This window comes from Paenibacillus sp. DCT19 (assembly GCF_003268635.1).
GTDB lineage: Bacteria > Bacillota > Bacilli > Paenibacillales > Paenibacillaceae > Paenibacillus.
Genome location: NZ_CP029639.1, coordinates 2,078,826 through 2,093,910 on the forward strand (window position 1 = coordinate 2,078,826; position 15,085 = coordinate 2,093,910).

17 protein-coding genes are annotated in these 15,085 nt (G+C 42.7%); 12 read left to right on the plus strand and 5 right to left on the minus strand.

The window, feature by feature from the left end; translation table 11 throughout:
* Window positions 1–41: 41 nt before the first annotated feature.
* The gene (locus tag DMB88_RS09345) at window positions 42–599 is read right to left on the minus strand and encodes a hypothetical protein (RefSeq protein ID WP_128101135.1); all 558 of its coding nucleotides are present in this window, start codon (window positions 597–599) and stop codon (window positions 42–44) included.
* 290 nt (window positions 600–889) lie between these two features.
* Here DMB88_RS09345 and DMB88_RS30955 point away from each other — a divergent pair, with 290 nt between their 5' ends.
* Window positions 890–1,282, plus strand: a complete 393-nt coding sequence (locus DMB88_RS30955) for a hypothetical protein (protein WP_254438516.1) — start codon at window positions 890–892, stop codon at window positions 1,280–1,282.
* A 405-nt stretch (window positions 1,283–1,687) separates the two neighbouring features.
* The gene (locus tag DMB88_RS09355; RefSeq protein WP_128101136.1) at window positions 1,688–1,867 is read left to right on the plus strand and encodes a hypothetical protein; all 180 of its coding nucleotides are present in this window, start codon (window positions 1,688–1,690) and stop codon (window positions 1,865–1,867) included.
* 204 nt (window positions 1,868–2,071) lie between these two features.
* Here the strand turns inward: DMB88_RS09355 and DMB88_RS09360 are convergent, their stop codons facing one another.
* Both DMB88_RS09360 and DMB88_RS09365 read right to left on the minus strand, forming a co-directional pair.
* Window positions 2,072–2,845: a hypothetical protein gene (locus DMB88_RS09360; RefSeq protein ID WP_128101137.1), complete on the minus strand. Its 774-nt coding sequence runs from the start codon at window positions 2,843–2,845 to the stop codon at window positions 2,072–2,074.
* 286 nt (window positions 2,846–3,131) lie between these two features.
* A complete protein-coding gene (locus DMB88_RS09365) occupies window positions 3,132–3,443 on the minus strand; it encodes a hypothetical protein (RefSeq protein ID WP_128101138.1) in 312 nt (103 codons plus the stop codon).
* A 408-nt stretch (window positions 3,444–3,851) separates the two neighbouring features.
* Between DMB88_RS09365 and DMB88_RS09370 the strand changes: the two genes are divergently transcribed.
* Window positions 3,852–4,154, plus strand: coding sequence for a YunC family protein (locus DMB88_RS09370; protein ID WP_056698365.1), 303 nt, complete (start codon window positions 3,852–3,854; stop codon window positions 4,152–4,154).
* A gap of 190 nt (window positions 4,155–4,344) precedes the next feature.
* Here the strand turns inward: DMB88_RS09370 and mtnA are convergent, their stop codons facing one another.
* Both mtnA and mtnK read right to left on the minus strand, forming a co-directional pair.
* Window positions 4,345–5,418 (minus strand): S-methyl-5-thioribose-1-phosphate isomerase, encoded by a 1,074-nt coding sequence (mtnA, locus tag DMB88_RS09375; RefSeq protein ID WP_128101139.1) that lies wholly within the window; start codon window positions 5,416–5,418, stop codon window positions 4,345–4,347.
* Between the two features lie 24 nt (window positions 5,419–5,442).
* On the minus strand, window positions 5,443–6,660 hold the full coding sequence (mtnK, locus tag DMB88_RS09380) for an S-methyl-5-thioribose kinase (protein WP_128101140.1): 1,218 nt from the start codon (window positions 6,658–6,660) through the stop codon (window positions 5,443–5,445).
* A 296-nt stretch (window positions 6,661–6,956) separates the two neighbouring features.
* Between mtnK and DMB88_RS09385 the strand changes: the two genes are divergently transcribed.
* The 9 genes from DMB88_RS09385 to DMB88_RS30560 all read left to right on the plus strand — a co-directional run bounded on the left by DMB88_RS09385 (window position 6,957) and on the right by DMB88_RS30560 (window position 14,974).
* The gene (locus DMB88_RS09385; RefSeq protein WP_056698356.1) at window positions 6,957–7,418 is read left to right on the plus strand and encodes a Dps family protein; all 462 of its coding nucleotides are present in this window, start codon (window positions 6,957–6,959) and stop codon (window positions 7,416–7,418) included.
* 141 nt (window positions 7,419–7,559) lie between these two features.
* A complete protein-coding gene (locus tag DMB88_RS09390; RefSeq protein ID WP_128101141.1) occupies window positions 7,560–8,141 on the plus strand; it encodes a DUF1802 family protein in 582 nt (193 codons plus the stop codon).
* Window positions 8,142–8,505: 364 nt separating this feature from the next.
* Window positions 8,506–9,288: a Fe-S cluster assembly ATPase SufC gene (gene sufC / locus DMB88_RS09395; protein WP_056698351.1), complete on the plus strand. Its 783-nt coding sequence runs from the start codon at window positions 8,506–8,508 to the stop codon at window positions 9,286–9,288.
* 26 nt (window positions 9,289–9,314) lie between these two features.
* A complete protein-coding gene (sufD, locus tag DMB88_RS09400; protein ID WP_128101142.1) occupies window positions 9,315–10,619 on the plus strand; it encodes a Fe-S cluster assembly protein SufD in 1,305 nt (434 codons plus the stop codon).
* Window positions 10,616–11,836, plus strand: coding sequence for a cysteine desulfurase (locus DMB88_RS09405; protein WP_128101143.1), 1,221 nt, complete (start codon window positions 10,616–10,618; stop codon window positions 11,834–11,836). Before sufD ends, DMB88_RS09405 begins: the two co-directional genes overlap by 4 nt.
* A complete protein-coding gene (gene sufU / locus DMB88_RS09410; protein ID WP_056698341.1) occupies window positions 11,826–12,257 on the plus strand; it encodes a Fe-S cluster assembly sulfur transfer protein SufU in 432 nt (143 codons plus the stop codon). The genes DMB88_RS09405 and sufU overlap by 11 nt, the downstream gene beginning before the upstream one ends.
* Window positions 12,258–12,277: 20 nt before the next feature.
* The gene (gene sufB, locus DMB88_RS09415) at window positions 12,278–13,675 is read left to right on the plus strand and encodes a Fe-S cluster assembly protein SufB (RefSeq protein ID WP_128101144.1); all 1,398 of its coding nucleotides are present in this window, start codon (window positions 12,278–12,280) and stop codon (window positions 13,673–13,675) included.
* 244 nt (window positions 13,676–13,919) lie between these two features.
* Window positions 13,920–14,516 (plus strand): M23 family metallopeptidase, encoded by a 597-nt coding sequence (locus tag DMB88_RS09420; RefSeq protein WP_128101145.1) that lies wholly within the window; start codon window positions 13,920–13,922, stop codon window positions 14,514–14,516.
* A gap of 323 nt (window positions 14,517–14,839) precedes the next feature.
* The gene (locus DMB88_RS30560) at window positions 14,840–14,974 is read left to right on the plus strand and encodes a YjcZ family sporulation protein (RefSeq protein WP_217363773.1); all 135 of its coding nucleotides are present in this window, start codon (window positions 14,840–14,842) and stop codon (window positions 14,972–14,974) included.
* Window positions 14,975–15,085 lie beyond the last annotated feature (111 nt).

Below are 15,085 nucleotides of genomic sequence, written 5' to 3' on the forward strand. Positions count from 1 at the left end.
GATTTCCATGCAGGCTGCTTTTGATTATACTTTGTTGTTTTTTACAAAAACTCATCAATTTCATTGGTTCTGAATGAATAAACCTGCTTCTCATCAACATGGTAAATGCTTACTATGTTATTATCCCGATCAAAATTTAAAATGCGGCAAGGGATACTTTGATGTTTACCATTCTTGTTGTTTACAACAATGCGTGTCAGGCGATTTTCCTTGATCAGTGTGTCGATCCATTCATCAAACGAGTTTCCGATCTGAGAAGGCTCGGATGATTCCTTCTTAGGATTGACATCTTTAGGTTGCTCTTTTTTGACTGGAGCAGAAGAAGCATTCGTTGAAGCGCTTTTCTGTACCGTACTGTCCTGAGCTTTTTTTCGTCCATTGTGTAGAGTCGTAATGGATTCTTTTCTAGATTGAATTGTCGCTTCAATAATCTTGCCAAGCTCTATACCGGATTGAATCCGGAAGTCCGCAATCTGTTCCTCTTTGTTCATGAGCTCCAACAGGGACTGCAGTGCCAGTGCATTTGAGCGGTTCTTAATCAGAATATCGACGTTGAATAGATAGCCGATTTCTTCTTCGTTGGATATGGTTTCTTTCATTCATCCCAGCCCCGTTTAAATATATGTGAATACCATAATACGTCTAACCTACTATATCATTAATGTGGCAATAATCATAGTGTCAAGGCGGAGAAAATGCTATGGAAGAATCGGTCAGAATCATGGTGATTGAAGGGGCAATTATTTTTACTTTTTAGCCATGTTATTTGTATATAAAGTTTGTAATGACTGGTGATTCAGTAGAGTTATAGATGTGTATAGTAATCAAATTCGAAAGATACGTTTTGAAGACTATGAAAGAACATTTAGAAATTGATGGAGATGAACAGATGAGTTATTACGAATTAGCGGCGAATAGAATAAGAAATATTGACCCTAACCTATATATTGGAATCTCGCAGAAAAGATACGAAGAAGTAAGAACTAAAGGGGAGTATGCTGCAGATGCCACATTGATTGCTGAATACTACCGTAGGGTGGGCGTTTTTTTGCAGCATCTCTCCAAAGAATCCACTAGCATTTATGTGGGAATGGATTGGTTAATTGGTTATCGAATTCCTGATGATGCATGGGACAACTTCGTAGTCGATTTTCCTAATTTTAAAGATATTGATCTCATGATTATAAAGCTATTAAGTATGCATTATCTGCGATGGTGCTCTCTGCTTGATGAAAAAATAGTTTTGTATTACAGTACCCAGACATCTATGAACCGATCATAACATTATTTGAAAGAGGTGGTGGACGAATTAGTACCCATCACCATGAACTGGTTGGAGGATTTGGAGGTTTCCCTAAGACCATCTATGCTACGAGAGGGGACATGAATTCTTTTGACATTAGTGAGGCGGCACTTGAAATGATCATTGAAGAGGTAAAGTTAGCGGAAGCATATCTTCAGGTGTATAAAAATGGGGATCTAACTGAACGGAACTGTATTCGTTGCGGCAATCGTCTATTGATCCATTCACACATCACGGAATATGGTTATCCATGGTATAAAATTAAATGTGAGTCTGAGAATTGTTTTGATAAAAATTTCTCATGATTAATTGATAAAAAGATTAAAAGCTTTTGCTAATTTGAAAGTAAATTGATCTTACTCATTGGATAAGGAGGGGATTCTTATGAAGAAGCATTGGGGAAAGTATCTTATTCTTCTTGCAATTATAGTACCTATAGGAGTTGTTACTATATTTTCGCTCCCTCAAGATCGAAAATATATTGCAGTAGCCATAGTTCCTTTGGAAATACGCATATTAGTATTTTTTGTACTGACAACCTTCTGGATTTTGACATCAATGTAGTGATGAATTCTTAGTATGCTTCAGGTTAAGTCAAATGAAAAGCTACCTCAATTAGGAGGTAGCTTTTATTGTATGTGTTAGTACTAAATTAAGTTTGCGAATATCTTCGACCGATTAATTTATTGCAATAGCTTTAGCTGGTTCAAAATTATTAGGAGGCTGGACTCTAGAATTCACTCTTAGAATATGTATCTAAACTAACATCTATTTAAATTTTAAAATTACTTCTTGTTGTTGAGATTCATACTTAGCTTCCATGTTCAGTCCTAATTTTTTGAACACATCATTGATTGAAATAAGATAGTTCTTTGATTCCTTGTCGTAAACTACACCTACACTAGAGTTGCTATTCAATACAATATCATATGATTTGTTATCCTCAGAATTTTTAAGTCTGTATGACTTTTGTTTCTCAATTATATCGACATACTTGTATCCATTTGCGAAATGGGTTGCTGTTACAAAATCAGGATTGTCATTATTTGTTTCATAAATGAAATAATCATTAGAAGCGATTGATACAATAAGATCAATAACATCAGAATTATAGACAATATATGGAGTGTTTCCATCAATATAGATTGCAGTAGCGCTTGCTAAACCATACTCTTTTTGATTTAAGCTCAGTTTCAAGGCTGTTCCATCCAGTTTTACGTACTCATCTGTGCTTACCTTCGTCGACGTATTAGATTTACTCTCCTCTTTGCCCTCAATATTAATTACATTCATACTCTTATCAAAACTAACATTAGCATTCAATGCTCTGCCAATATCACCAACAGGTAAGTAGTTTAAATTTTGGTAAGTAATTGGCTGCAAATTCATCTTTTTACCGTTTACGACTACTGACACAGAGTTGTTAATCTTAGCTTGAATTGTTTTTGCTGTAGCGGCTAAGGCTGGAACCGATACCGTAAGAGACGCTCCCAAAACAACACCCAAAGTTAAATAGCCTACTTTTTTTAATTTACTCATCATACCACTACTCTCAATTGTTTTTTGTGCAAAAAGCACTTATCTATAATTATACTATTATATTAACTTTTCTTCCATAAATTTCACATGAAATCGGACAATTCTTTTAAAAACTAAACTGGTCAGATCACGACAGGAAAATACTTTTGGAGAAAATCATTTGTAATAAGTATTTTTAAATCTAGACTTTAAACATGTTTGCACAGTTCAGGTGGGTTGCCAAGAAAGTTTGGTAGAACCCTTCTGTTAGAAGATAAGAAGCACCTCAACCCAGCCGAGTGCTTGTATATTACTTATATAGTTCAAGGATCTTCTCTGAATAATATATGATTTGCTCAGTGTATTTCTTTATCTGCTTGAGATTTGCTATATGTTCTTTTGAACCATTAACCATTATACTACGTTCAATCTCTAACTTAGCGATCAACTGTCTAAGTTTCTTGATTTGTTTTTGGTAATACGCCACTTTTTCTGCTGCAGTACTCTCCTTTTTAGCAGCAGCTTCTACTTTAGATTGTAGTAAAGAGAGTGGAACAACAGTATATACTATAGAGAAACAAAGTATAACGTTCAGTATCTTGTTTAGTTTATTTTTTTTCACAGGCTACTCCATCTCCATTGCTAATTAAAATAGTGGCTAACATAGCAAAAACTAACTTCCTTTTCATGCTTCAAATACTCCTTCATTTTGGTATGTAAGTTGCAAAAATAGTTTATCAGGAATATGTGTGTAGAACTACATATTCCTTTTGGCCGAACAAATAAAATAGAACATTTTAATAGAAATGGAATCTAATATTCCATTTAATGAAATAAAGATAATCACATCCATATTCATATGTCCATAGCTCATATGTAATTTTAGAGCTGCGGTAGATACTAATATCGTTAGCACCCCTTAAGGGTTTATTAAGCCATTTTCTCGATACACGGCAAGTGTCCACACGACTCTTCAGGGCGAGGCATACAATTATCTTGACCTGCGGAAGAGGAGGTGGATCGGAAGATTATGGTGACGATGGAGCCGATTGTGGTTGGAGAACATGTGTTGGTGGGAGTGGAAGTGAAGCTACCCAAAACAACGCTGCTTACGATTAATACATCCAAGGGGTATATCATGTGCGGAGCACTTGATGTGGGATTACTTAATGAGGTGCTGGGAGATCGCAAAATTATTGCAGCTCGGGCAGTAGGTGTGCGTACACTGGAACAATTACTGCATGCTCCGATGGAATCGGTGACAACGGAAGCCGAAGCTATGGGAATTACAGTTGGCATGACGGGTGTAGATGCGTTATTGAAAATGATCTGACCCACACGGTGTAATGATTTTGGCTCATCACGTTGACCAGTCATGCGTTGCTGCCAAGACTATATGGTGTACTACTCTATGGATTAAACGATTCGCTTGAACATTAAAATGGCTCCCTTCAGAACCTCAAGGGAGCCATTTCTTTTTTGAACGAATCGATTATTTCATTAACTTAATTCAAAAATAAAAATTAAGCTTCTTCTTTAGCAAACAATGCAGCCAGATTCTCTTTGAATGGCGCACGTACGACACCTTTTTCCGTAATGATGGCTGTGACGTATTCGTTCGGAGTGACATCGAAGGCTGGGTTAAATACTTTAACACCTTGCGGTGCGGTACGTTTGCCAAAACCTTCTGTAACTTCCTCTGCTGCACGCTCTTCAATTGGAATAAGATCGCCAGATGGTGTAGACAGGTCAATGGTGGACAGTGGGCTAGCTACATAAAACGGAATGTTATGGGCTTTGGCAAGCACTGCAACGCTGTACGTTCCGATTTTGTTTGCTACATCGCCATTCGCAGCCACACGATCTGTGCCGACGATAACGGCTTGAATCCATCCCTTCGACATGACCATTCCGGCCATGTTATCACAGAGCAGTGTAACGTCAATGCCAGCCTGTTGCAATTCGAATGCAGTCAGGCGTGCACCTTGCAGTACAGGACGAGTTTCGTCCGCAAAGACTTTAAGGTTAATACCGCGTTCTTGAGCGAGATACATCGGTGCAGTTGCTGTGCCGTATTTGGCTGTCGCGAGTCCACCCGCATTACAGTGCGTCAATACACCCATACCATCCTCGAACAGTGGGAGTGCATTTTCACCGATCATACGGCATACTTCTTCGTCTTCTTTTTGAATGAGAAGAGCTTCGGCTTCAAGCGCTGCATTACCATCTTCAATCGATGTGCCAGCTTCTGCAAGCTCATTGGCCTTTTGCATCATACGATCCAACGCCCAGAACAGATTCACTGCCGTTGGACGAGATGTTGCCAAGTGAGCACAGATAGATTTTACATGATCCAGCCAGCCTGGTGTAGCTAATCCATCATAGGCTTTAGCGCCTAGAACGACGCCGAATGCAGCAGCAATTCCGATCGCAGGAGCTCCACGTACTTTCATGGAGTGAATGGCTTCCCATACTTCCTCGGGAGTGTACAGCTTCAGCATCAGAATGGTCTCGGGTAGAAGACGCTGGTCAAGCATTTCAAGCTTGTCCTGTTTCCATATAAGGGAGGACAAAGGCTGGTGTTCAGAAGTTGTCATGGGTGTGCCTCCGTTTTACTAAATTTATGATTTAAGTGCAGAGACAGCTGTAGACACGGTGTCTAACAGTTCTCCGATGGTGTTCAAGCGACGATTGCTCTTAATTAGAGCTTTACCGATGGCAAGTGCTTTGCGCTGTGCGCGTTCACGTTCTGTTGCATCTTCAATGGTATCGATATCCGCTACGTGTGCAAGACCAACAATCCGGCGTACCATTTTCGCACCGGCGAAGCCAGCCGTATCTCGGAAAACTTTTTGTACATAGTGGTCTTGATATCCAGGCGCTTTTGCCATAGGGTCAACCAGATCATTCACCCACAGTGCACGGAAACGGCTCTCAAATTCAGTCCAGACGTCCCGAACCATGTCTAGCAGCATAGCTTCACGCTCTTGAAGTGCTTGGCTATCTTTGATCGATCCTGGAAGGGAAGCATAATTAAGCAACAGGTTCGCAATCACTGCACCAATATCGAAGCCCATCGGCCCGTAATAGGCAAACTCAGGATCAATGACTTTAGTGGATTCCGGTGTTACAAAAATACTGCCTGTGTGCAGGTCGCCATGAAGGAGCGCTTCACCATGAGTTAGAAATTTCTCGCGCAATAAAGCGACTTCCAAGTGCAGTTCTCCATCCGTACGAAGCGCCTCAGCCTCGTCCTCGATAGCTGCTTCATAATTATTTTTCTCAGCGATCCGATAGGGCTCATCGAATATCAAATCCTCGGTTATTTTACACTGATCTGGATTGATAAATCGACCTTGTTTTTCTTTCTTCAGTTGTTGGTTCATGCCGAGGTCTGAAGTAAAGAAGAGCGTTCTTGCCATAAATTCACCGATGTGTTGTGCGAAAAGCGGATAGCTTGTACCCTCGATAAGACCTTTGCGCATAATCACATGATCACTCAGATCCTCCATTACCGTTAATGCAAGATCGTCATCGTAATGATACACCTCAGGCACCATTCCCGGGCAGAGACGATACTCTTCCTGAAGAATTTCACGCTCAATGCGAGCTCGTACAAGAGACAATGGCCATGATTCTCCTACGACTTTCGCATAAGGAAGCGCCTGTTTGATAATGATACTTTTATCGGAGTTCTGATCTGTGATATGGAAAACCAAATTCAGATTGCCGTCACCGATCTCACGACATTCTAGATTCGAATCTGCCGTAAACGGATCAGGTAATGTTCGCGCCAATTCGATTGCTTCCTGGGGTGTTAAAGGGTGATATTGGGACAAGAATGCCACCTCCATATATATGAAGAAACAGGAAAACCCACTTCTTTGCTTGGTATATGTCAGTATATCGGAATTAGCTCGGCTTTTGTACCCTTTTTTTGATACCGGCGATGTCAATCTTGTTTCACACTTCAGGGACGAGGGTAAAAACAAATAGGCCGGACGGTTGAAGTAAAACGCCCGACAAGGCTTCCCGCAAGCAGCGGTGCCGACTAGCTAAATCTCTGTTATACAGAGGCAGAATGACTCTGCTTTCTCGTATAATGGACTAACTTTAAATAAAGGATGGGATTCAAATGGCTACAACTAACAAAACAAATCAAACAAAAACAGTTGAACAATTACTTAATCGTCAAGTGGCAAACTTGAACGTCCTTTACGTCAAAATTCATAACTATCACTGGTATGTAAAAGGCCCAAATTTCTTCACGTTGCACGTTAAATTTGAAGAGTTCTATAATGAAGTGACTGTACAAATGGATGAAATTGCTGAGCGTATTCTTACACTCAAAGGCAGCCCAGCAGCTACAATGAAAGAATATCTGGAGCTTTCTTCTATTCAAGAAGCAGCGGGCGGGGAAGACGCGAAACAGATGGTGCAGAATCTGATCGAGGATTTCGCAACGCTGTCTAACGAATATCAAGAAGGTATTGAAGCGGCAGATGCTGCTGAAGACCAACCTACATCAGATATGCTGACAGGATTCAAAGCAGATCTGGAGAAACATATGTGGATGCTTCGCTCTTTCTTGGGCTAAGACATCGTTTATTAACCATTACTATAGTACCTGAGTATGTACTAGTACACGAATCGTCGCCTTTCCTACGTTATGGAGAGTTGTCAGGTAGGCGCATTAACGTCTATACTGCTGACAAGACCGATTCGGGGAGGGGAGCATATGATAGGTAACAATATACCGGCATTAAAAGAGTGGGCTTCCACGATCAAGGCTTTAGAAGACGGTCGCCAAATTATGGTGATGCGTAAAGGCGGGATCGTGGAGGAAACTCGACATTTTGAGCTGAAAAGTCCAGCGTTTGTTCTGTATCCGACTTATGAACATCAGCGTAAAGAACTGATCAAGTCCTCTGATCATCCATATGTTGAGGAATCATTGGCCGAATGGGTGCCCGAAGCCTCGACAATCCGCATCACCTCTTATGCCGAAGTGGTGCAAGATGTGGAGATTAGAGATCAGGAGACGCTGGATAAACTTCTAGATTTACATATGTGGACTGCGGATTTTGCCGAAGACCGCCTCAAGTGGAAACGAAAAGATCCGCTCCATGTATTATTGCTGCGTGTGTACCGTTTGAATGAACCGATGGAAATTCCAATTTTGTCAGAATACAATGGTTGTCGTTCATGGATTTCCATTCCGAATGGTTCTTTGCCGAGCGAAATGACGCCGGTGATGGACGTTGCGGATTTTGACGAACAGGTACGGAAGGTTAATGAATTGCTCAAAAATGAAGAATAAAGACAAGAAGGGCTTGTCCATCATATGGATAAGTCCTTTTTTTTGTAGGAGGACATGCTAAGACAAAAGATGAGTTACAGTGATTTTTGTCACTGTTTATATACTGTCAAGATGTATTCTCATTTGATTCAAACCTACTTTTATTATAGAATCAGGTAGAATAATGTTTTCTCCAGAGGACAAGAGTTCTCGGAAATGACTTGATAATCAATGAGAATCAGTTTAGAATTATTCTAAAGTGTTCTTGGCTTTACAGATTACAGTACCCTAAGAAATTCAGAGGAAGCTCTGTTCAGATATTAATAGGCGCTTTTTCGTTTTCGACAGCAAACATCAATTTAATCAATGGAGGGAAACAATACACATGGCTACGAATTTCGTCATTGAAGGTCTGAAAGCGACGATCGAAGGTAAGGAAATCCTGAAAGGAATCAACTTGGAAATGAAAGGTGGAGAAATTCACGCAATCATGGGTCCAAACGGAACAGGTAAATCTACACTGGCTTCCGCGTTGATGGGACATCCTAAATATGAGGTAACTGACGGTGTAGTAACACTTGACGGTGAAGATGTACTGGATATGGCCGTAGATGAGCGCGCGCGTGCTGGCTTGTTCTTGGCAATGCAATATCCGAGTGAAATTGCTGGTGTTACGAACTCCGACTTCTTGCGTAGTGCAATCAACGCACGTCGTGGCGAAGGAAACGAAATCTCCCTGATTAAGTTCATTCGTCAAATGGAAGGTAAAATGAAAGAACTCGATATGAATCCTGAGTTTGCTCATCGTTATCTGAATGAAGGTTTCTCCGGTGGTGAGAAAAAACGTAACGAAATTCTGCAAATGATGCTGCTTGATCCAAAAATCGTAGTACTTGATGAGATCGACTCCGGTCTGGACATCGACGCTCTGAAAATTGTTGCAGACGGTGTAAATGCAATGAAGAGCGAAGATCGTGGATTCTTGATTATCACTCACTATCAACGTCTCTTGAACTACATCACACCTGACTATGTTCACGTTATGATGCAAGGTCGCATCGTGAAATCCGGCGGACCTGAGCTGGCTCAACGTCTGGAAGCTGAAGGTTATGACTGGGTAAAAGCAGAACTGGGAATTACAGACGAAACTGTAGGTCAAGAAGCGTAATAGACAAAACGGAGGAGGATCATTTCATGACAACACAAACAATTCTTCCGGTTGAGTCTGAAGCGCTTCGTACCCTGTCGGAGAGCAATAATGAACCCGGCTGGTTGACTGAGCAACGGCTTGAGGCTTTGAAGCTTGCAAGTGAGCTTGCGCTTCCTAAACTGGAAAAGCAAAAAATTGAACGCTGGAATATCAGCGAGTACGGCACATATAAAACGAACGGAGCAATTACTTCTTTGGAAGAAGTACCTGCTTCAATTAAAGAGTTGGTTCAAGACCAAGCTGAAGGTAGTCTGGTGATCCAACGTAACTCTGCTACAATCTACTCCAACCTGTCTGCTGATTTGGCAGCAAAAGGCGTAATCTTCACAGATCTGGCATCAGCTGTTCGTGAACATGGAGATCTGGTAAAACAGTATCTGGGCACAGCAGTAAAAGCGGATGAGCATTCTATTGCGGCACTACATGCAGCACTTTGGAATGGTGGAGTTTTCCTCTATGTTCCAAAAAATGTTGAGATTGAAATCCCATTGCAAGCCGTATTGCTTACAGATGATGCATCTGCAACATTTGCACCTCACGTGCTCGTTGTTGCTGAAGCAAACAGCTCTGTTACTTATGTAGACAACTATGTATCCGGTGAACTGTCCGCACCTGTTTTCCATAATGGAGTTGTGGAAGTATTCGTTAAATCCGGTGCAAAAGTACGCTTCGCAACAGTACATCAGTTGAATGTGAACGTAACGGACGTTTCCTTCCGCCGTGCAGTGGTAGAGAACGACGGCTCGATCGAATGGATCGTTGGTGAAATGAACAATGGTGACACAGCAAGCAACACGATGACTGTGCTCAAAGGGAATGGATCCAGCTCCGATTCCAAAGTAATTGCTGTCGGTTCAGGTTCACAGAAGATAAACTACACGACAGAAGCTCGCCACTTTGGTAAAAATACGCCAAGCCAAATGATTACGCGTGCGGTTATGCGTGAAGAAGCTTCTGCGATTATCAACGGTATTACGAAGATCGAGAAAGGTGCTACAAGAGCGGATGGACAGCAAACAGAGAAAGTACTGATGCTGAGCCCTAAAGCACGTGGAGATGCCAACCCGATCCTTCTGATCGATGAAGATGATGTAACAGCAGGTCACGCAGCTTCCGTAGGTCAAGTGAACGCGGAGCAGATCCATTACTTGATGTCGCGCGGGATTAACCGTACGGATGCGGAACGCCTGATCATTTATGGCTTCCTCGCACCGGTGGTGGCGGATATTCCTTTGGAAGCACTGCGTACCCAATTGCAGTCCCTGATTGAGAAGAAGCTGGGACAATGAACCCATCCATTCGCGAGCAGTTCCCGATCCTCCACCAGGAAATTAACGGACATCCGCTCGTTTATCTAGATAGTGCTGCAACTTCACAGAAGCCTCGTGCTGTGATTGAAGCAGTTAAGCATTATTATGAATATGAGAACTCAAATGTGCACCGCGGTGTTCATACCCTTGGTAGCCGTGCCACAGACGCTTATGAAGGCGCGCGTGAGAAGGTTGCTAAGTTTATCAATGCACGTCGCACGCAAGAGATCATATTCACACGTGGGACTACGACAGCCCTGAACCTAGTGGCTTCATCGTATGCCCGCGCGAATTGCAAAGAAGGCGACGAAATTGTTATTACGCAGATGGAGCACCATAGCAACCTGATTCCTTGGCAGCAAGTGGCTAAGGAGACAGGTGCAACATTGAAATACATTCCACTTCAGCCTGATGGTCATATTGAATTGGCTGATGTGGAGCAGACGATTACGAACAATACCAAAATTGTAGCAATCGCGTACGTATCCAATGTGATGGGGTTAGTCCATCCCGTGAAACAAATTGCTGAAATTGCACACCGCAATGGTGCGGTCATCGTGGTTGATGGCGCACAGAGCACACCGCACATGAAGGTGGACGTGCAGGATCTAGATTGTGATTTCTATGCGTTATCCGGCCATAAAATGTGCGGTCCAACCGGAATCGGTGCACTTTACGGCAAAAAGGCGCTGCTGGAGTCCATGGAACCGGTTGAGTTCGGCGGTGAAATGATTGATGATGTAGGATTGTATGAATCAAACTGGAAAGAGCTACCTTGGAAATTCGAAGGTGGAACGCCAATTATCGCTGGTGCGGTAGGCTTGGGCGCTGCTATCGATTTCCTAGAAGAGATTGGCATGGATGAGATTGCGCATCATGAGGGCGTGCTGGCAGCTTATGCTACGGAACGTTTGTCCGAAATTGATGGACTTACGATCTATGGACCAGCTAAACGGCATGTCGGTGTCGTAACCTTTAACTTGGGAGATGTTCACCCCCATGATGTGGCAACGGTGTTAGATGCGAGTGGCGTAGCTATTCGTGCTGGACACCATTGCTGTCAACCGCTAATGCGCTGGCTTGAAGTGAGCTCAACAGCTCGTGCCAGTTTTTATCTATACAATAACGAACAAGATGTGGATCGGCTTGTCAGCGCCTTAATCCAGACAAAGGAGTATTTTGGCGATGCAACTTGATGATCTGTACCGGCGTGTTATAATGGATCACTACAAAAACCCGCGTAACCGCGGAACGTTTGATAATGACGCTGTCACGGTGAATTTGAATAATCCAACGTGTGGCGACCGGATTTCACTGCAGCTTATGCTGAAAGACGGAATCGTTCAGGAAGCCAAGTATACGGGCGAAGGCTGTTCCATCAGCATGTCTTCGGCATCGATGATGTCTGAGGCGGTTAAAGGTAAAACCATGGAGCAGGCTCTCGATATGGCTAACCGTTTTTCCTCACTGATGAAAGGGGAAGAAGTCGATTTCGACGATTATGAAGATCTCGAAGCCCTATCCGGTGTGAACAAGTTCCCTGCACGCATCAAATGTGCCACCCTGGCCTGGAATGCATTACGCAAAGGAATTGACGAAGAGGACAATGTACAATAACGATAGGGAGGTAGAGTAAGATGGCTAAAAAAGCACCAGAAATGGAAGAGTATAAATATGGTTTTCGTGATGAGCACGAATCCATCTTCAAAACCGGTAAAGGTCTGACTGCAGAGATCGTTACTGAAATTTCTCGGATTAAGAATGAACCAGAATGGATGTTGGAATTCCGTTTGAAATCCTTGAAACAATTCGAGAAAATGGCTATGCCAAAATGGGGTGGAGACCTCGACGGATTGGACTTCAACGATATTCAATACTATGTTCGTCCTTCTGATAAGCAAGGGAAAACATGGGAAGAGGTTCCTTCTGAGATCAAAGAAACCTTTGATAAACTGGGTATTCCTGAAGCAGAGCAGAAGTTCCTTGCAGGTGTATCGGCTCAGTATGAGTCCGAAGTGGTATACCACAACATGCAAAAGGAATTGGAAGATCAAGGTGTTATCTTCATGGATACCGATACAGCTCTGAGAGAGCACCCGGAAATCCTGCGCGAATATTTCGCTACCGTTATTCCACCAGCAGACAACAAGTTTGCTGCGTTGAACAGTGCCGTATGGTCCGGAGGAAGCTTCATCTACGTGCCAAAAGGCGTGAAGTGTGAAGTGCCTCTGCAAGCCTATTTCCGGATTAACTCCGAAAATATGGGACAATTCGAGCGTACACTGATCATTGCGGACGAAGACAGCTTCGTTCACTATGTTGAAGGTTGTACAGCTCCGATCTACAGCACAAACTCACTTCATAGTGCGGTTGTTGAGATCATCTGTAAGAAAAATGCCCGTGTTCGTTACACAACGATTCAAAACTGGGCGCCAAACATCTACAACCTCGTTACCAAACGTGCGGTTGCAGAAGAGAATGCAACAATGGAATGGGTCGATGGTAACATCGGTTCCAAACTGACGATGAAATATCCTGCTGTTGTTCTGAAAGGCCGTGGAGCAAAAGGTTCCGTTCTGTCCATCGCTGTAGCTGGTAAAAATCAGCATCAGGATGCAGGTGCGAAAATGATTCACTTGGCTCCAGACACAACTTCAACGATCGTTTCTAAGTCCATCAGTAAACATGGTGGTAAAGTAACGTATCGTGGTCTGGCTTCCTTTGGTCGCCAAGCGGAAGGTGCGAAATCCAATATCAAGTGTGATACCCTCATTCTCGATAATGAGTCCACATCTGATACAATTCCTTACAATGAAATCATGAATGACAACATCATGCTGGAGCATGAAGCGACGGTATCCAAAGTATCTGAAGATCAACTCTTCTACCTGATGAGTCGTGGTCTGACCGAAGCAGAAGCAACACAGATGATCATCATGGGCTTCATCGAGCCGTTCACGAAGGAATTACCAATGGAATACGCGGTAGAAATGAACAGATTGATCAAATTTGAAATGGAAGGATCTATCGGTTAATCTTTGTCTGACAAGGGTTAGCGGATAAGCTGGACGCTTGCGTCCTAATTCCTGCCTGAATAAACTTCATGCAGATTAAGATCGAGGATTCTCCTCGGTCTTTTTTTGTTGTCTAAAAGTGTGTTTTATTTTGTGTGAAACGGTCGTAGATGCATGCTAAATGTTGATTTTTTGGTATAAAATAGGATCATTCGCACAAGCCATCTCATAGATTCAAGCATCTATTGATAGAAAAGGATGTGACATGATGAGCTTAAATCCATTTGAGGGATATCGTATTACCAGCTCATTTGGTTATCGTATTCATCCCATCCATGGCGGGCAGACATTTCATCGGGGTATTGATCTGGTCACAGAGCCCTGGAATGGCCCTGTCTATGCTTTTTTGGAGGGAGTCGTACGATTTGCTGGTGAAGGGGTTACAGGCTCAGGATTCGGGGGCTACGGGCTTACAGTAGCGATTGAGGATCATCGAGGTTACTTGCATTGTTATGCTCATCTGTCTAGAATTGCGGTGAAGGTTGGGCAACATGTTCAGCAAAAGCAACTCATCGGCAATCAGGGCAGTACGGGTCAGAGCACAGGACCACATGTGCATTATGAAATACGTAAAGTAAGCAGCCCTTCATATGGATTCACAGCGAGTGAGAATGGTGTTGTCGAGCCAGAAACATATCTGAAGTCCGAATATCGCTCTATGGTGGAGGAAGAGGAGGCACAGCCAATGACAAGTGAGGAGAAACAGAGGTTTGACTCTATGCAGAGAACATTGGAAGCTCAGGCGTCCTGGATCAAGCAGCAGCAAAATCGTGCCAACATGCCTTGTCCCCCTGGGCAGTAGATGCATACAATTATTACCGTTCATTCATCATGACGGATACAGGGAGTTATGATTTTTGGAGGCTGCTTGTCATCATGTACCGTAAGGAGAAAAATATTAACGTAAACCCGAATGCAACCACTTAAGAACTAAGGAACGACCTTGCGAGCGATCACTCCAACTATGATATACCCATGTGATAATTTAGAACATAGTCTCCAAGCAACTCATCACGTAACTGAATTTAGGCGGATAACTATTTATGGAATATTGCCAATTCGCCCGGTTCAAAAAAACGCGGTTGTCATATGTTAGGGTATACCTGATGAAGAGGAGGCAATCACATGAGCGAAGTAGGATATGGTTGTGGTGGCAACAATGTAGGTGGCGTGGGTGGTTACAACCCATTCACATCGACAGGCGCAATCTTAGTATTGTTCATTCTGTTGGTTATCATCACTAAAGCATTCTGTGTATAATAACTAACTGTTCTTCAAAATACAAAAGGGAGGCCGGTTTAACGGCTTCCCTTTCATATGTTATAAAGACGAATTATGATTACATACTGAGACCCTGAAATGTCTTCAAAA